At 36.9% G+C, this 17831-nt stretch carries 17 protein-coding genes; all 17 read left to right on the forward strand.

Going from position 1 to position 17831, the window contains the following annotated elements:
• The first annotated feature begins 35 nt into the window (after positions 1-35).
• Positions 36-821, forward strand: a complete 786-nt coding sequence (locus tag SPI61_RS01355; RefSeq protein WP_321136350.1) for a nitroreductase family protein — start codon at positions 36-38, stop codon at positions 819-821.
• Between the two features lie 8 nt (positions 822-829).
• Positions 830-1486, forward strand: coding sequence for a fructose-6-phosphate aldolase (fsa, locus tag SPI61_RS01360; RefSeq protein ID WP_321136351.1), 657 nt, complete (start codon positions 830-832; stop codon positions 1484-1486).
• Positions 1486-2454, forward strand: coding sequence for a class II fructose-bisphosphatase (gene glpX, locus SPI61_RS01365; RefSeq protein ID WP_321136352.1), 969 nt, complete (start codon positions 1486-1488; stop codon positions 2452-2454). Before fsa ends, glpX begins: the two co-directional genes overlap by 1 nt.
• Positions 2455-2519: 65 nt before the next feature.
• Positions 2520-2774, forward strand: coding sequence for a 50S ribosomal protein L31 (rpmE, locus tag SPI61_RS01370; RefSeq protein WP_321136353.1), 255 nt, complete (start codon positions 2520-2522; stop codon positions 2772-2774).
• A complete protein-coding gene (prmC, locus tag SPI61_RS01375; protein ID WP_321136354.1) occupies positions 2771-3619 on the forward strand; it encodes a peptide chain release factor N(5)-glutamine methyltransferase in 849 nt (282 codons plus the stop codon). Before rpmE ends, prmC begins: the two co-directional genes overlap by 4 nt.
• A complete protein-coding gene (gene prfA / locus SPI61_RS01380) occupies positions 3609-4688 on the forward strand; it encodes a peptide chain release factor 1 (protein ID WP_321136355.1) in 1080 nt (359 codons plus the stop codon). Before prmC ends, prfA begins: the two co-directional genes overlap by 11 nt.
• On the forward strand, positions 4688-5899 hold the full coding sequence (locus tag SPI61_RS01385; protein ID WP_321136356.1) for an aminoacetone oxidase family FAD-binding enzyme: 1212 nt from the start codon (positions 4688-4690) through the stop codon (positions 5897-5899). Before prfA ends, SPI61_RS01385 begins: the two co-directional genes overlap by 1 nt.
• A complete protein-coding gene (locus SPI61_RS01390) occupies positions 5880-7172 on the forward strand; it encodes an NAD(P)H-dependent oxidoreductase (protein WP_321136357.1) in 1293 nt (430 codons plus the stop codon). Before SPI61_RS01385 ends, SPI61_RS01390 begins: the two co-directional genes overlap by 20 nt.
• Positions 7173-7411: 239 nt before the next feature.
• Positions 7412-10531 (forward strand): isoleucine--tRNA ligase, encoded by a 3120-nt coding sequence (gene ileS / locus SPI61_RS01395; protein ID WP_321136358.1) that lies wholly within the window; start codon positions 7412-7414, stop codon positions 10529-10531.
• A complete protein-coding gene (locus tag SPI61_RS01400; protein WP_321136359.1) occupies positions 10531-11295 on the forward strand; it encodes a peptidylprolyl isomerase in 765 nt (254 codons plus the stop codon). Before ileS ends, SPI61_RS01400 begins: the two co-directional genes overlap by 1 nt.
• Before the next feature lies 1 nt (position 11296).
• Complete coding sequence (locus SPI61_RS01405; RefSeq protein ID WP_321136360.1) at positions 11297-12631, forward strand: GTP pyrophosphokinase; 1335 nt, start codon at positions 11297-11299, stop codon at positions 12629-12631.
• Positions 12632-12850: 219 nt separating this feature from the next.
• Entirely contained in the window at positions 12851-13195 is a 345-nt protein-coding gene (locus SPI61_RS01410; RefSeq protein WP_321136361.1) for a DUF1292 domain-containing protein, read from the forward strand.
• Between the two features lie 74 nt (positions 13196-13269).
• Positions 13270-13689, forward strand: a complete 420-nt coding sequence (locus SPI61_RS01415; protein WP_321136362.1) for a hypothetical protein — start codon at positions 13270-13272, stop codon at positions 13687-13689.
• Between the two features lie 21 nt (positions 13690-13710).
• Positions 13711-14259, forward strand: coding sequence for a DUF6648 family protein (locus tag SPI61_RS01420; RefSeq protein ID WP_321136363.1), 549 nt, complete (start codon positions 13711-13713; stop codon positions 14257-14259).
• 104 nt (positions 14260-14363) lie between these two features.
• A complete protein-coding gene (locus tag SPI61_RS01425) occupies positions 14364-16568 on the forward strand; it encodes a polyribonucleotide nucleotidyltransferase (RefSeq protein WP_321136364.1) in 2205 nt (734 codons plus the stop codon).
• Between the two features lie 10 nt (positions 16569-16578).
• Positions 16579-17010 (forward strand): dUTP diphosphatase, encoded by a 432-nt coding sequence (gene dut, locus SPI61_RS01430; RefSeq protein ID WP_034547016.1) that lies wholly within the window; start codon positions 16579-16581, stop codon positions 17008-17010.
• A complete protein-coding gene (locus tag SPI61_RS01435) occupies positions 17007-17822 on the forward strand; it encodes an undecaprenyl-diphosphate phosphatase (protein ID WP_321136365.1) in 816 nt (271 codons plus the stop codon). Before dut ends, SPI61_RS01435 begins: the two co-directional genes overlap by 4 nt.
• The last annotated feature ends 9 nt before the right edge of the window (positions 17823-17831 follow it).

Raw genomic sequence — 17831 nt, forward strand, 5'->3', positions numbered from 1 at the left:
TATCAATTTGTTATAATATATTTGGGAGGGATTTTATGCTAGTAAGTAATTTTTTAACATCCAGAAAAAGTGACAGACACTTTAAAAGCAAGAAGATCAACAAGGATTCATTATCAAGACTTGAGCAAGTTTTCAATCTCATGGATAATGAAAGTGTAAGTTTCAAACTTTACGAAAACGGTAAAGATGTTTTTGAAGCTTTAAACGGACATGCGGGCTACAACGGAGTTATGATTGAAGCTCCTGCATATATTACAGTCACATTCAAAGGGGATTCAAACAAGGACAAAGTTGTCGGCATGTACAAAGCCGAAGATGTTATCAGTCTTCTTGGAAAAGAAGGACTCGGCAGCTGTTGGATTGGACTTTTCAGTACTTCTGAATCAATAAAGGAGAAGGCTTTCCAAAACAAGGATGTAAATCTTATTTTAGCTGTGGGCTATCCGAAACCGAAGAACCCGTTTGTTCAAGAAGAAAAATCGGAAAGATTGCCGGTTGAAGAAATTGTTTTCAATGAAGAAATCGGCAATTCAATGAGCATTGAAGAGCTCGAAAAACTCGGATTGGACGATGTATTTTATTATGCAAGATTCGCTCCCAGCACACTCAATACACAAAGCTGGAGATTTGTTATCAGACAAAATCAAGTTGTCTTATATTTGAAAGAAGTAAATGGAAAGCTCTACTATGAAGATATGGGCATAATCATGTATTACTTCGAACAAATGTACAATATGACATTCCACAAGGGTGAATGGAAACTCGAAGACAACTTCGTAATGCATGACGGCTATGTAAAAATCGCCACAATGAATTTATAGGAGATATTATGAAGTTATTTATTGATACAGCAAATATCGACGAAATTAAAGAAGTTGCAAAATGGGGCGTTTTATCAGGAGTAACGACAAATCCGTCACTCATCGCAAAAGAAGGACGCGATTTTAAAGACGTCGTAACTGAAATCACAGGTCTTGTAGATGGACCGATAAGCGCTGAAGTAACGTCATACGAAACCGAAGGCATGGTTACTGAAGCACGCGAACTTGCAAAAATTCACGAAAATATTATAATCAAGATTCCTATGACCAAAGAAGGCTTGGAAGCAATTTCAATTCTTCACAAAGAAAATATCAAGACAAACTGCACTTTGATATTCTCTGTAAATCAAGCAATTCTTGCTGCAAGCGCAGGCGCAAGTTATGTTAGCCCGTTTATCGGAAGAATTGATGATATCGGTTATGACGGAATGACTCTTATAAAAGATATTATGAAAGTTTTCTACAACTATGGAGTTGAAACCGAAGTTATTGCTGCTTCTATAAGAACAGTTTCACACGTCAAAGAAGCTGCTCTTGCAGGAAGCGACATCGCAACAATTCCGTATAAAGTATATAATCAAATGCTCAAACATCCTTTGACAGACAAGGGAATTGATGCATTTAAAAAAGATTGGGAAAGTTATCAAAGAAAGTCAGGCAATTAATGGATAGAAATTTAGTTTTAAATTTAGCACGCGTTACCGAAGCCGCTGCACTTAACGGTGCAAAGTGGCTCGGACGCGGAGATAAAAATGCTGCAGACCAAGCTGCAGTTGATTCAATGAGAAAAATGTTCGACACAATCGACATTTCAGGAACGGTTGTTATAGGTGAAGGTGAAATTGACGAAGCTCCAATGCTTTATATCGGAGAAAAAATCGGTCAAAGACATGAGGATTCACCGAAGATTGACATCGCAGTCGATCCTCTTGACGGAACAAATGCCGTTGCAAAGGGTGGAACTGGTGCAATCGCAGTATTAGCTGTTGCGCCGGAAGGACATCTTTTAAATGCACCGGACATGTATATGAACAAATTGGCAGTTGGTCCAAAAGGCAAGGGAGTTGTTTCGATCGAAAAGCCGATTGAAGACAATCTCGTCGCACTTTCAAAGGCGCTAAACAAAGATATGTCCGACATTACAGTCGTCATGCTCGACAGACCGAGACACGACGACTACGCAAAAAGAATCAGAAAAATGGGTGCAAGAATCAGATTTATTCAAGACGGCGACGTTTTGGGTGCGATTGCAACCTGTTTTGACCATGTAAGCGGAGATATTTTGATTGGCTCGGGCGGAGCTCCGGAAGGTGTCCTTGCAGCTGTTGCTCTAAAATGTCTCGGCGGACAATTTGAAGGAATTCTTTTGCCGAAAGATGACGAAGAAAAAGCAAGATGCGAAAGAATGGGTGTTGAATGCGACAAGGTTTACACAATAGACGATCTCGTTCAAGGAAATGAATCCGCATTTGCTGCAACGGGCGTAAGCCATGGCGAACTTTTAGACGGAGTTAACTTTATAAGTAAAAACGTTGCAACTACTGAAACTTTGGTGCTTCGTCAAGAAACTGGAACTGTAAGATTTATAAAGGCTGTTCATCATTTAGATAAAAAGCCGGAATATGCAAAATAATACTTGACAAGTTGTATATATTTATGATAAAATAATCAGGTTAAGAGTGAAGAGAGGTGAAATCAATGAAAAAGGGAATTCATCCTGAATTTAAGGAAGTAACTGTAACTTGCGCATGCGGAAATACTTTCCAATCTGCATCAACAAGAGATGAACTAAAGGTTGAAGTTTGTTCTGAATGCCATCCGTTCTTTACCGGTAAGCAAAAATTTGCTGAACGTGGCGGAAGAGTTGAAAAGTTTAAAAAGAAGGACGACAAGAAAGACAAATACAACGGCTGCAGCTTTACGCAGCCTTTTTATTTTAATACTGCGATATGAAATTATCTGATTTGCTTGCATACGGACAAAAGAATTTAAACGGCATGGACAATGGCGAAAATGAAGCCATGATGTTTATCGAAGATTTATTCGGCTTTAAAAAATCCGATATTTTTTTGATGTCGGAATATAATTTGACTGACGAAGATTTTTCAAGATATAAAAAAGCTATTGAAAAGAGGCTCAAAGGCGTTCCTTACAACTATATTGTGGGGTTCAAAGAGTTTTACGACAGAAAGTTTTTTGTCGATGAAAGAGTTTTGGTTCCAAGACAGGAAACCGAGCTTATGATTGATTTCATCGAAAGATATTACGCCGAAAATCAAAGACCAAAAAGGATTTTGGATTTATGCACGGGTAGCGGTGTCATTGCAATTACACTTGAAAAAATTTTGGGAAGTGATACTTATGCTTCCGATATTTCAAAAGATGCGCTTCAAGTTGCAGAGATGAACGCAAAAAATCTAAATTCGAATGTCCATTTAATTCAAAGCGATTTATTTGAAAATATTAAGGGTCAATTTGATTTAATCACAATTAATCCGCCGTATGTGCCCCGAGAAAGAAAAAGCGCTTTATCGAACGAGGTTAAAATTTTTGAGCCGGACACAGCAATTTTTGCAGATGATGATGGATTATATATTATAAAAAGATTTTTAGATGAGTTTATAAATTTTGTAGAATCTCAATTTTTGGTTATAATGGAGATAGACGAAACTCACAAAGATGAAATTATTAATTACTTAAAGAATAGAGATAGAAATTTAAATTATAAATTTTTGAAAGATTTTCAAAGTATGGATAGATTTCTTGTTATTGAAGGGAGTGAAAAAAATGATCAATAATAAACAACTTGAAAGTATAAAAAAGAAATACAAAGAATTAAATGATCTCATTATGGACCCTAATCTTTTAAATGATATGGAAAAGTATCAGGAAACGATGATTGAGCATTCAAGTTTAAGCGAGATTTATAACAAGGTTGTGCAATATGAGTCTTTACTCTCTGATTTCGAAGCAAACAAGGAGTTGTTGCAGGACGATCTTGACGATGAACTTAAAGAAATGGCGAAAGAGGAACACAAAACCTTAGAGGAAGAACTCGAAAAGACCGAGCTCGAAATTAAAACTCTTTTAATTCCTAAGGACCCTAACGACGAAAGAAATGTTATCGTTGAATTAAGAGCCGGTACCGGTGGCGACGAAGCTGCACTTTTTGCCGGAGATTTATATAGAATGTACACAAGATATGCCGAAAGACAAAGATGGTCAATTGACATTATGAGTACAAATGAAATTGGAATCGGCGGATTTAAAGAAGCTATTTTTATGATAAATGGTAGAGGCGCATATTCAAGGCTCAAATATGAATCGGGCGTTCACAGAGTTCAACGTGTCCCGGAAACAGAATCTGGCGGAAGAATTCACACTTCAGCCGCAACTGTTTCAGTCATGCCTGAAGCAAAAGACGTCGAAGTAAATATCGAAGAAAAAGATTTAAAGATTGACGTTTATCGCTCGAGCGGACACGGTGGACAATCCGTCAACACAACCGACTCCGCTGTTAGAGTTACACATATTCCGACAGGACTTGTCGTCGCTTGTCAAGACGAAAAGAGCCAATTAAAAAACAAGGACAAGGCTATAAAAGTTTTGAAGACAAGGCTCTATGAAATGATGTTAAGAGAACAACAAGAAAAACTTGCTGCTGAAAAAAGAAGTCAAGTTGGAAGTGGAGACCGTTCTGAAAGAATTAGAACATACAATTTCCCACAAGGAAGGGTTACCGACCACAGAATCAACAAAACGATTTATAAGTTGCAAGAATTTCTCGACGGCGAATTGGACGAAATGATTGACGCATTAAATACCGCTGCACAAGTTGAGCAAATGACAGCAACTGAAGAAGAATAATGAAAGTTGCAATTGTTGGAGGAGGAGTAAGCGGTATTACTCTTTCTATTTTGCTTGCCGATTTTTTTGATGTAACAGTTTTTGAAAAAAACAACCGCATATTAAAAAAACTTTTGGTTACCGGAAACGGCAGGTGCAATTTTTCAAATGAGGTTATGACGCGCGAAAATTTTCATGGAAATGATAAATTTTTAGATGAGTTTATAAAGTCCGCCGATTTAAGAGCAGGAGAAAAATTTTTAAAATCTATCGGAATTGTTTCCACAACAGATGAGAGGGGAAGAAAGTATCCAATGAGTCTTCAAGCAAACAGCGTTGTGGATGCTTATCTTTCTGCGGTTTCGGAAAAAAATATTTCGATTAAATTGGACACAGATGTCAAGGATATCGCAGTAAAAAATAATAAATTTATTATTAATTATGACTACTCTTATCCATTTGATATTTGTATCTTGGCGCCTGGCTCGATGAGTTATCCACAATTTGGAACTGACGGCACGAGCTATAAGCTTGCAACCAATTTGAAACACAGAAAAACAAGGATTGTTCCGGGCATCACGAGTTTGATTTCGGACATTCCTTTTTTAAAAGAGTTAAAAGGTGTTAAAGTTGACGGCGAATTGTCGTTTGATTTTAACAAAAATAAATATTCATACGCCGGCGATATCCTTTTTACAGAGAATGGAATCAGCGGAAACACTGTATTTGAATCGTCGTCAATAATTTTAGATAAAAAAATAAAATCTGTAGTTCTAGATTTTATTCCAAACATTTCCGAAGCCGATTTGATGGATATGTTAAATGAACGTAAGACCAATTTTCCAAACAGAAAAGTCTCATGGCTTTTAAATGGAATTGTTCACAAGAAGCTTGGAAATGTTATTTTAAAGATTTTAAATCTAGATATGAATAAAGATTTAAATGAACTCACCGAATCCGATTTTAAAAACATTTCGAGACTCATAAAGAATTTCAATGTAAATGTTTTGTCGGGCGGTTCGTGGAAACAAAGTCAAGTGACCGTCGGTGGTATCGATTCTTCGGATTTGGATATAAATTTTCAATCAAAATTTATAAAAAATTTATTTATGGTCGGTGAATATTTGGACATTTATGGCGATTGCGGTGGCTATAATATCACATTCGCACTTATTTCTGCAATCAGAGTGTGTGAATTTTTAAGGAGAAAATATGCAGATACTATATCATAAATTAAACGAACTATATAAGGACGGAAAGTTTATAAATGTGGCGGTAGTAGGTGCCGGTTTTATGGGCTCTTCGCTTATAAGTCAGCTAAATTTAATAGACGGATTTAAGTGCAATATCTGCTATTCTAGGAACAACGATAAAACCAAAGATGTGTATATTAAAATGGGCGTTTCGGAACCCAAGATAAAATATATTGATTCGCCTACGGAATACGACAATGGCTCCGATAATTTCTATATAATGAACGATCTTTACAATTTTTTCGGGCTCAAAGATATAGATGTTTTTGTCGATGCGACCGGCGACCCGTACGAAGGCGCTAAAATCGCTTTTGAAGCAATTAAACACGGGAAACATATAGTTAGTCTAAATGTGGAGTGCGACGTTGTGGTCGGCTCATTACTCGCCGAAAAAGCGAGAGAGAAAAACGTCACCTACACCGGAATTGCAGGTGACGAACCCGGAACTGTAAAAGAGCTTTATGACTTTGCAAAACTTTTGGGTTTTGAAGTGCTTGCAATCGGCAAGGGCAAAAATAATCCGCTCGATTACGAAGCAAATTACGAAACAGTTGAGATGGAAGCAAATGAAAAGGGCATAAGACCTTATATGCTTGCTTCATTTGTCGACGGCTCAAAGACGATGGAAGAACTCACTCTCATGTGCAACGCCACAGGGTTTAAACCGGATGTGCCGGGTTGCCACGGAATTGTTTCCGATATAAAAAATCTCGACAAAAATTTAAAACTGAAGTCCGAAGGCGGCGTTCTCGATTCATATAATTTTTGTGAATATGTTATGGGAATTGCGCCGGGCGTTTTTGTACTTGTTAAGGCGCCGAACGATTTTATAGACCACGAGATGCGATTTTTAAAAGTGGGGGACGGTCCGAATTATGTTTTATATAGACCGTTTCATTTGACGAGTATCGAAGTGCCGGTCACAATTCTTCAAGCTTATTTCTTTAATCTTCCGACAATTTGCCCGATTCCTTTAAAACCGGTCGCGGACACAGTTGCAATCGCAAAAAGGGATTTGAAACCGGGCGATTTATTGGACGGTCCGGGAGGAAAGACCGTTTACGGAAAAATTATGACCTATTCTACATCGAGAGAGATGAATTATATGCCGTACGGATTGGCGTCGGAAAATGTTAAAGTTTTGCGTGCAATAAAAAAAGGCGAACCAATAAAATATGACGATGTTGAAATAGAAGATTCAAAATTATTCGAGCTCAGAAAAGAGCTTGAGTTGTTGACAAAAAGTTTATAATAGTATAAAATAAAGGAAGAAGACCGCGACAGATAAGGAATTTTTTTAGCGAGCAACGTACGGTGAGAGGTTGCAAAATTCAATTTGTCGGTATCAGCTTCGTTTTTCCCGAAATGGGCGTCAGTTAAGCGTTAATTACTTAAAGTGGCATTCGCAAGCGAAGGTGGTACCGCGGATATGTAAATTCGTCCCTCGATTATTTTTATAATAATTGAGGGATTTTTTGTTAGGAGGTAAAAATGACCAAATTTGGACCATTAGATAATTCATCGGTCAATGAGCGTGAACTCAAAATAATAGATTATTGGAATAAAATCGATTTATTGCATGAGTCTGAAAAAATAAGAGAAGGCAATGAAAAGTTTGTGTTTTTTGAAGGCCCGCCGACTGCAAACGGCAAACCGGGCATTCACCATGTTGTAAGTAGAACATTAAAGGATTTAACCTGCAGATACAACATTATGAAGGGAAAACACGTTCAAAGAAAAGCAGGTTGGGACACACATGGACTTCCTGTTGAAATTGAAGTTGAAAAGAAATTGGGACTTCACAACAAGAAGGACATTGAAGCATACGGTGTTAAGAAGTTTAACGAAGAATGCAGAGATTCCGTTTTCCAATATGAATCTCTTTGGAGAAAAATGACGGAAAGAATGGGTTATGAAATTGACCTCGACAATCCGTATGTAACTTTCCACAATGATTATGTAGAATCAGTATGGAATATTTTAAACAAAATGTTTAAAGACGGACTTTTGTATGAAGGTCACAAAATTCTTCCGTACTGTCCGAGATGCGGAACGGGACTTGCATCGCACGAAGTTGCACAAGGTTATGAAAATATCAAAACCGTAACTTGCTATGTTAAATTCAAAAGAGCGGACAAAAACAATGAATATTTCATTGCATGGACCACAACTCCTTGGACACTTCCGTCAAACGTTGCACTCGCTGTGCATCCGGAAGTTTCGTATGTCAAACTTCATTTGAACGAAACAGGCGAAGATTGGTGGATGGCAGAATCTCTTGTATCTTCAGTTATGAAAGATGTTACGGAGGATTATGAAATCGTCGAAACGGTTGACGGTACAAGTCTAGAAAAAATCGAGTACGAACAATTGATTCCGATGCTTAAACCGGACAAAAAAGCTTTTTATTTGGTTCTTGCCGACTATGTTACAACTACCGACGGTACAGGTATTGTTCACATCGCACCGGCATTCGGTGAAGACGACTATCAAGTCGGGAAAAAATATGATTTGCCGGTTTTAAATCCTGTAAATGACGAAGGAAAATATAGCACAGGATTCTGGGACGGCATGTTTGTTTTTGATGCGGACCCTAAAATTCTTGACTATTTAAAAGAAGAGCATAAAATCGTTAAAAAACAAAAGGTTGAACACAATTATCCACACTGTTGGAGATGTCACACACCTTTAATTTACTATGCAAAGCCGTCATGGTATATAAATGTAACTGCGTTTAAAGACAAGCTTATTGAAAACAACAACGGCGTGAAATGGTTCCCTGATTTTGTGGGACAAAAGCGCTTTGGAAACTGGCTTGAAAATTTAAACGATTGGGCACTATCGAGAAACAGATATTGGGGCACTCCGCTTCCGATTTGGAAATGCGAAGAATGCGGCGAAATCACGAGTGTCGGCAGCAGAAAAGAACTTGTTGAAAGGTCCATTGAAGAAATCGATGAAAGCATCGAGCTTCACAGACCGTATGTTGACGACTGTCACATAAAATGTGAAAAATGCGGCGGCAAGATGACCCGTTATACCGACGTTATCGACGTTTGGTTCGACTCGGGTGCAATGCCTTTTGCACAACTTCACTATCCGTTTGAGCACAAGGACGATTTGGATGAATATTTCCCTGCAGATTTTATTTGCGAAGGGATTGACCAAACCAGAGGATGGTTCTACAGTCTCCTTGCAATTTCAACATATATGACTGGAAAGGCGCCTTACAAAAATGTACTTGTAAACGATTTGGTGCTCGATAAAAACGGCAAAAAGATGAGTAAGTCAAAGGGAAATACGGTTGACCCGTTTGAAATCTTTGAAAAATATGGCGCCGACGTTGCAAGATTCTATGTAATCTACGTAAGTGTTCCTTGGCTTCCGACAAAGTTTGACGAAGACGGACTTAAAGAAGTTGAATCGAAATATATAAGAACTCTAAGGAATATTTACACATTCTTCTCACTCTATGTTGAAAGTGAAAATAAAAATCCGGAAGAAATCGAAATTCCGGTCGAAAGACGTGACGAGCTAGACAAGTGGATCATCTCGAGATACAACAGTTTAATTAAACTTGTAGAAAAAAATATAAAGGAATTTGAACTCACAAAGATTTCAAAGGCTATAATCGACTTCATCGTCGAAGACCTTTCGAACTGGTATATCAGACGAAGCAGAAGAAGATTCTGGGGAGAAGAAGGGGATTCAAAAGACGCAGCATTCAGAACCACTTATGAAATTTTACTCGGTCTCTCGAAACTCGTTGCTCCGATAACTCCGTTTATTGCGGAAGAACTCTTCCAAAAATTGACCGACAAGAAGAGCGTTCACTTGGAGGATTATCCGGAATATGACGAAAAGCTTATCGACACTGAACTCGAAGAAAAAATCGACTTGGTAAGAAATATCGTATCTCTCGGAAGATCAGCAAGAGAAAAGGTAAATATCAAAGTTAGACAACCGCTTGAATCAATCGTTGTCGACAACAAATACAAAGAAATTATCGGGGATTTGGATTCACTGATAAAAGAAGAACTAAATATCAAAGAAATCGACTATGAATCCGATGTCAGCGAATTTATGATTTTCGATTTGAAGCCGAACTTTAAAGTTGCCGGTCCTGTTATGAGTAAAGACATTTCAAAATTTGCTAAATATTTGAAAGAAGTCAATAAACATGAATTTGTCAAAGAAATCGAAACAAACACGATGAACATTTCGCTTGACGGAACGGACTATAAAATCGACAAAGAATTCGTAGAAATCAGAGTTGATGCAAAAGAAGGATATGACGTTCAACTTGAAAACGATTTATATGTGCTTTTAAATACTCATCTAACAAAAGAACTTTTAGACGAAGGTTATATGCGTGAATTCGTTTCAAAGATTCAACAAGAAAGAAAGAATTTGGACTTGGATGTTTCGGACAGAATTGAAATCAAAGTGGAATGTGACGACGAGGTCAAAAAAGCCCTCGAAACATATATGGAAACAATCAAATACGAAACACTTGCAATAGATGTTTCATTTGAAAATTTGGACAATTTGGAAGCCACAAAATTAAACGACAAGGAAATAAAATTTGAAATAAAAAAAGGAGATAAGTAATGACAGAAAAACAAGAAACACAAGACATTGTAATAGCAAAAGTTGGAGATAAGGAAATCAAAAATAGCGATTTCGCGTTATTTTTGCAATCAATCGACCAAGGCATCGTTAGACATTTCATGAACCAACCGGACGGATTTAAAACAATTCTCGAAGAACTTGTAAATCAAGAATTGATGCTAAATCTTGCAAAAGAAAAGAATTATGAAAACGACGAAGATTTTACAAAAACTCTTGAAATGACAAAGAACAATTTGTTAAAGAGTTATGCTTATCAAAAGGTTATAAACGAAGCAGCTGAACCTTCAAAAGAAGAAATTGACAAGTTTGTAGAAGAACACAAGAGCGATTTCGACAGACCTTTTGTCAATGCTTCACACATCTTGGTTAAAACAGAAGAAGAAGCAAACGAAGCAATCAAAAAGCTCGAAGAAAAATCATTCGAAGAAGTTGCAAAAGAAATGTCCACATGTCCTTCAAAAGAAAACGGTGGAAACTTGGGCGATTTCACAAAGGGTCAAATGGTCAAGGAATTTGAAGACGCCGTTTTCAATATGAAAGAAGGCGAAATTTCAAAACCTGTAAAGACAGAATTCGGATATCACGTAATTAAACTCAACAAAATCAACTCTGTTCAAAAGCCTGATGACGATATGGTTAGAGAAGAAGCTAAGAAAGAACTCATGAGACAAAAACAGCTTGAACACTACAAGAAAGTTGTCGAAGAGTTGAAGAAAAAAACGAAGGTTGAAATTTTAGTCTAAAATGCAACTCGATATTTTTGAATTTGTCGAAGACACGGCAAATTTATTAAGTGAAAAATCAAGTGAACTTGAAAAAATAGAAAAAGAACTGGACACATTTTTTTCTGAAACATTTTTTTCAAAAGACCATTTCATCGATGTTAAAACTCGTGTAAAAGCTGAAGACAGCCTTAAAGAAAAGATTTTAAGAAACAATCTTTATCTGAGCTATGGTACTCCGGAGATGCTTTTGAGCCATCTCTCGGATATCATAGGCGTAAGAATCGAGTGCAGATTTATCGATGACGAAAGAAAAATATGTAATGAAATAGCAAATCTTTTTAGAGTGAAATCTGAAAACGGGTACTATCATTCATTTTTAAACGACCATATTTTCCTGGATATGAACGAAAAACAACCGACTCTCCAAAAGAACGGATTCGGGATTTATAAAATCGACGGCAAATATATCGACGGTGATATAAACTATTGTTTTGAACTTCAAATAAAGAGCCTTGTAAATGTTTTTTGGGGCGATATTGACCATAAAATTCTTTATAAAAATTTCAACTATAGCTTGACCGAGCGTTTTATTGTTGACGTTATGGGCTCTATCAAGGAAAATCTTGAAATGATTGACAGGGAGCTCATGCTTCTTTACAATCACATAAATGACAGCGCAAACAATTCACAGGATGCCGTGAAAAATGGAGTGAAAGTTATACTTTCTAAAAATTTGCACGATATATACTACAAAAAGCTTCGCCACGACCTCGGCTTTACGGTCGACTTCAGAAGCTCCTGCGACGCCATTATAGACTATCTATTTATGAAGATTGACGGCGGAGAAGAGGTATATATGTCTGAATTTTTGCGCCTTTTAAAAAGAATGAAATTTTTAGAGAGCCAAACTATAGATTTTCAGGAACATGTTGAATTTCCTGAAAAAATTTCTTATTCCGATCCGTTTACAAAGAAAATCGGGGAACGCTTAAAAGAAATCATTCGAAAAGATTTCAACTGGAGTCTTTTTTTCAGAATTTTGTTTGACATTGAGGAAGGAGACCCTTCGACAATTATAAGCGAACTTTTGACCTTTATAAGAAATAAATATTACGAGGTCATACTTGTTGCGCTTGCAAACCAAGAGATCGGTGAAAAAATAAAATCCGATATAATCAGCTATTTAATGAATTATATCTCCGATGATTTTGTTAAAAACAGCTCGATTGAAATTGTTTCTGAAAAAAATATCTCCGATGTCCACAATAAAATTATTAAGTCCATGGGCGAAGTAATCGATTTGTGGGACTTGGAAGAAATAAAAAAGTCTATTATAGAAAATTTTGACAAGTAGAGTGGACTCTAAATTTAAATAACTTTTTATAACAAAGAACTATATCATTATTGATTGAATTAAATCATCGCCAATGATATAATCGATTTGGATATGTATTTTAATTTTTCACTGATTTAAATTAATTTTTGAATAATTTAATTTAAACTGTAAAAATTTGCATAAAAATAGATTTGTAGTGGTATATATCATATACAAATAAAATCTTGGAGGTTTAAAATGGACGAACACAAAAAACATCATCATGATGATGAACATGAATGCACTTGCGGATGCGGATGCGACTGCCATGATGAAGATGAAATGGTAGAATATGATACTGTGAACATCACTTTTGAGGATGATAAAGAATCGGAATGTGCTGTACTTGACCATTTCGCAATAGGGGAAAAAGAATATATGGTGCTTTTACCTCTTGATGACAATGAAGAAGAATTGGTTTACATCTACAGATATACAGATGACGGAGACGGTGCTTTCACTCTCGACGTGATTGAAGACGAAGACGAACTCGATGAAGTTTGCGACAAGTTTGAAGAAAGAGCAGAATTAGACGAAGAATAATTGTTTAATTCTTATACCAATTGGGTATTACTTTAATATAAAAGAGAAATAACTCAGATTTAGAGGAGGTCATTATGGTAAAATTTATTTTGGGTGCTAAGGGAGCAGGAAAGACAAGATGGCTTATTGAAGAAGCAAACAAGGAAATCGAATCCGGTAACGGAAACATCGCATTTGTAGATGTTGATGATGAACACATCTTCACTTTGAAACATGAAGTAAGACTTATAAACGCAAAGGACTATGGCGTTGAAACACTTCCGGAACTCTACGGATTCTTGAGTGGTATGCTTGCAATGGACTTCGATTTGGAAAAAATTTACGTAGACAGTATCTACAAAATCATTCCAATCAAAGCTGAAAATCTTTCATCTGTTTACAACGAACTCGAAATTGTTGCAAAGAGATCTGAATGTGAAATTTATATAAACGTTGATTTTAGTTTAGACGAAGTTCCTGAAGAAATGAAGGAAAACGCAATTGAGGTAAAATAGTCTATTAGAAAGGACTAAAATATGTATTACAGAAAAAAGGGTCTTTTTGAAAGTTTCTTTGAAAATAGATCCTTTTTAATCATGCAACTTGAAAATGGAGATATGGACAAGCCGACTTTTATAAGGGAAAATTATGATTTTCTTTCACGAATCGGAGCAACTCCGTTTGCAAGGGTCAATTCAATGGAAAAGGGCATTTTCAATTACCAATACTACAACATTATGGCGAAATATTACAGAAGTGTCGCCATAGATTTGGAAAAACGTGGGAAACATCCTCGCGTAGCTCTTAGCTATAGACACAAATCCGACGACCAATATCACAAAAAGAACCTGGATATATCGTATATGTTGAATTTAGTTGAATACGAAAATGTTGAAGCGTATTATGTGAAATCAAAGAGTAAGTTCTTAAAGGACAAGCTTTATGAAATTGTGTTTTTGGATTACGACAAAGCTATCTTTCATTCAACTGCAGATTGGCTTTTGAACAATTTAAAAGAAAATAATTGCTTTATTGAGGGTAAGAGAAAGAGCCTCATTGATGACTATATAAATGCCAGATATTAATATAAAGATTATGAAAAAGATATATTTCATAATCTTTTTTTTATTAAAAATTAGGTATTTTTAACAATTTGTGTTATAATAAATATGAGAATTAAGGAGGAAATATGGAGAAGATATTTAAATTCGACCTGGCAGGTCGAGAGCTATCCGTTACCATCGGTAAATACGCAGAACAAGCCAATGGAGCTTGTATGGTAAGATATGGAGATAGCGTTGTTCTTGTTACAGCAACAAGTTCCAAAACACCGAGAGAAGGTATTGACTTTTTCCCTTTGAGTGTTGATTACGAAGAAAAATATTATGCCGCCGGAAAAATTCCGGGAGGTTTTATAAAGAGAGAGGGAAGACCGAGTGAACACGCAGTTTTGACGTCAAGACTTATTGACAGACCGCTAAGACCGCTTTTCCCTGAAGGATATAGAAATGACGTGCAAATTATTGCAAGCCTTCTTTCAAGTGATCCGGATGCATCATCTGAAATCACAGCAATGATAGGCTCTTCAATTGCGCTCACAATTTCGGACATCCCTTTTGAAGGACCGACAGGTGCCGTTCAAGTGGGATATATTGATGGGGAATATATTATTAACCCGACAAAAGAAGAACTTGAAAAAACAGACATCAATCTTACGGTTGCAGGAACCGAAGAAGCTATCATGATGGTCGAATCAGGTTCTTTCGAAGTTTCCGAAGATGAAATGCTCGATGCAATAATGACGGCACATGAAGAAATCAAAAAAATCTGCAGATTTATAAATGAAATAAAAGAAGAAGTCGGCAAAGAAAAACAAGAATTTGCACCATTTGTGATAAATCCTGAAGTTTATTCCGCAATCGAAGAAAAATACGGACAAGATTTGTACGATGCAATGAACAATGCAGACAAAAACGTTCGTGTAAAGTTGACAGACGAAGTTACAGACAGAATCAAATCTGAAATGTCTGAAAGTTTCCCTGAAGACGGTTTAAGTATAAGCGCTTCAATCGACAAACTTCTTTATAACGAAGTAAGACGTGAAATTTTGGAAGACCACATCAGACCTGATATGAGAAAGTTTGACGAAATCAGACCGCTTTCAGCAGAAGCAGGTATCCTACCTAGAACACATGGTTCAGGTCTCTTTAAAAGAGGACAAACGCAAGTTTTAAGTATTGCAACCCTCGGAGTCGGCTCAGACGCACAAATTATTGACGGAATGGACGATGAATATGAAAAGAAATATATTCACCATTATAATTTCCCACCGTTTTCAGTCGGCGACACAAGACCTTTAAGAGGACCGGGAAGACGTGAAATCGGACACGGAGCACTCGCCGAAAGAGCGCTTGTGCCGGTAATTCCAAGTCAAGAAGATTTCCCATACACAATCAGAGTTGTCTCCGAAGTTTTAAGTTCAAACGGAAGTTCATCTCAAGCAAGTATTTGCGGTTCAACGCTAGCTCTTATGGACGCCGGCGTTCCAATTACAAAACCTGTTGCAGGTATTGCTATGGGTCTTATCACTGACGAAGCCGGTGATAAGATGGCAATTCTTACAGACATCCAAGGTCTCGAAGACCACTTGGGAGATATGGACTTTAAAGTTGCAGGAACAAGAGACGGTATCACTGCTCTACAAATGGACATTAAAATCAAGGGTGTAAGCCGCGAAGTTCTTTCAGAGGCACTTGCAGCTGCTCACAAAGCGCGTATGCAAATCCTTGATGTTATCCACGATGCAATAAGCGAACCGAGAGCTGAAATTTCAAAATATGCACCTCGCATTATTCAGCTCAACATCGACCCTGATAAGATTAGAGATGTCATTGGACCTGGAGGAAAGGTGATTAACCAAATCATCGCAAAGACAGGCGTTAAGATTGATATTGAAGACGACGGAACAGTACTCATTGCAAGCGCTGATTCCGAAATGGGCAATGCTGCAAAACAAATGGTGCTCGATATTACAAAAGATGTTGAAGTCGGAGAAATATATACCGGTAAAGTTACAAGACTTATGAAATTCGGTGCATTTGTGGACGTTCTAAACGGCAAGGAAGGTCTCCTACACATCTCAAATATCGACTACAAGAGAATAGATAAAGTTGAAGATGTATATAAAGTCGGCGACGAAGTCGAAGTAAAGGTTATCGGAATCGATGATGAAGGCAGAATTGATTTGTCAAGAAAAGCACTTCTTCCAAAGCCTGAAGGTCTTGAAGAGGGCGAAAACAAAAATCAAAACAGACGCTCCGACAATCATAGAAACAACCAAGGTCCGAGACGTTCAAAACGCCACGAAGACAGAGAAAAAAATTCAAATAATTAAAGGTGATTAAATGGAAGTCAAAATTATTAACAAAAGTAATAATGCGCTTCCTGAATATCAAACAAGCGGAGCCGCCGGAATGGATATTCGTGCATTCGTTCCAAGCGACATCAAAATAAAGCCCGGAGAAGTAAAGTTAGTTCCTACCGGGCTTTATCTTGAGATTCCAAAGGGTTATGAGATTCAGGTGAGGGCAAGATCGGGTCTTGCTCTTAAAAACAGCATCGGTGTGGCAAATGGTATCGGAACAATCGATTCCGATTATAGAGGTGAACTGTGCGTAATTTTGGTCAATTTCGGTCAAAATGAATTCGTTGTAAAAAATGGAGACAGAATCGCTCAAATGGTACTTAATAAATATGAGCCGATCGAGTTTGTTGTAGATGAAGAATTGTCTTCCACGGAAAGGGGTGAAGGGGGATTCGGCTCCTCCGGCGTATGATTGAATTTTTAAAAATGATACTTATGGGAATTATACAAGGAACTTCCGAATTTCTTCCGATTTCAAGTTCGGGTCATCTCGCAGTTTTAGAAAGAGTTTTAGGATTCGAGGAACCCGGGCTTTTCATTGCCCAAATGCTTCATTTCGGCACATTTTTATCCGTTTTATTTGTATTTAGAAAAGATGTTTTAAATCTTATAAAAGAATTTATTAATCTTATCGCAAATCTCTTTAAAAAGGATAGACAAAAAATAAACGGCGACCAAAAAATAGCGCTCTATATTATTATCGCAAGTATTCCGACAGCAATAATCGGGGTCGCGTTTAAGGACACTTTCGAAAGTTTTTACAGCAATATGAAATTTATAAGTTTCATGTTTCTTATAACTGCAGTTTTGCTTTATTTTACAGACTATTTTAACGGCACTAAAAACATTTATGACGTAAATATTTTCGGACCAATCGGCATCGGTATGGTGCAAGGTCTTGCAATTTTACCGGGCATTTCAAGAAGCGGCTCTACAATTTTTGCTGCAACAAGTATCGATATAAAAAAATCTGAAGCTGCAAAGTTCTCATTTTTACTTAGCCTTCCCGCAACATTCGGAGCATTCATCTTCGGTATACGCGATGTGGTAAAGGCTGGAGAAAGTGCAAGTTTTTCGTTTCCCTTAATAGTCGGAGTCATAGTTTCATTTATAGTCGGCGTGCTCTCTCTCAAGTTTTTACTTGATTTAATAAATAAAAACAAACTAAAATATTTTTCAGCATATTTGCTTGTAATAGCAATAATAACATTTTTTATAAAGTGATGGTGATTT

This window comes from Ezakiella sp., assembly GCF_034180565.1.
Lineage (GTDB): Bacteria > Bacillota > Clostridia > Tissierellales > Peptoniphilaceae > Ezakiella.

What these genes read in the sequence shown, in the direction of transcription:
- SPI61_RS01355 (WP_321136350.1), top strand. Translation starts at nt 36, where the DNA reads ATGCTAGTAAGTAATTTTTTAACATCCAGAAAAAGTGACAGACACTTT.
- fsa (WP_321136351.1), top strand. Translation starts at nt 830, where the DNA reads ATGAAGTTATTTATTGATACAGCAAATATCGACGAAATTAAAGAAGTT.
- glpX (WP_321136352.1), top strand. Translation starts at nt 1,486, where the DNA reads ATGGATAGAAATTTAGTTTTAAATTTAGCACGCGTTACCGAAGCCGCT.
- rpmE (WP_321136353.1), top strand. Translation starts at nt 2,520, where the DNA reads ATGAAAAAGGGAATTCATCCTGAATTTAAGGAAGTAACTGTAACTTGC.
- prmC (WP_321136354.1), top strand. Translation starts at nt 2,771, where the DNA reads ATGAAATTATCTGATTTGCTTGCATACGGACAAAAGAATTTAAACGGC.
- prfA (WP_321136355.1), top strand. Translation starts at nt 3,609, where the DNA reads ATGATCAATAATAAACAACTTGAAAGTATAAAAAAGAAATACAAAGAA.
- SPI61_RS01385 (WP_321136356.1), top strand. Translation starts at nt 4,688, where the DNA reads ATGAAAGTTGCAATTGTTGGAGGAGGAGTAAGCGGTATTACTCTTTCT.
- SPI61_RS01390 (WP_321136357.1), top strand. Translation starts at nt 5,880, where the DNA reads ATGCAGATACTATATCATAAATTAAACGAACTATATAAGGACGGAAAG.
- ileS (WP_321136358.1), top strand. Translation starts at nt 7,412, where the DNA reads ATGACCAAATTTGGACCATTAGATAATTCATCGGTCAATGAGCGTGAA.
- SPI61_RS01400 (WP_321136359.1), top strand. Translation starts at nt 10,531, where the DNA reads ATGACAGAAAAACAAGAAACACAAGACATTGTAATAGCAAAAGTTGGA.
- SPI61_RS01405 (WP_321136360.1), top strand. Translation starts at nt 11,297, where the DNA reads ATGCAACTCGATATTTTTGAATTTGTCGAAGACACGGCAAATTTATTA.
- SPI61_RS01410 (WP_321136361.1), top strand. Translation starts at nt 12,851, where the DNA reads ATGGACGAACACAAAAAACATCATCATGATGATGAACATGAATGCACT.
- SPI61_RS01415 (WP_321136362.1), top strand. Translation starts at nt 13,270, where the DNA reads ATGGTAAAATTTATTTTGGGTGCTAAGGGAGCAGGAAAGACAAGATGG.
- SPI61_RS01420 (WP_321136363.1), top strand. Translation starts at nt 13,711, where the DNA reads ATGTATTACAGAAAAAAGGGTCTTTTTGAAAGTTTCTTTGAAAATAGA.
- SPI61_RS01425 (WP_321136364.1), top strand. Translation starts at nt 14,364, where the DNA reads ATGGAGAAGATATTTAAATTCGACCTGGCAGGTCGAGAGCTATCCGTT.
- dut (WP_034547016.1), top strand. Translation starts at nt 16,579, where the DNA reads ATGGAAGTCAAAATTATTAACAAAAGTAATAATGCGCTTCCTGAATAT.
- SPI61_RS01435 (WP_321136365.1), top strand. Translation starts at nt 17,007, where the DNA reads ATGATTGAATTTTTAAAAATGATACTTATGGGAATTATACAAGGAACT.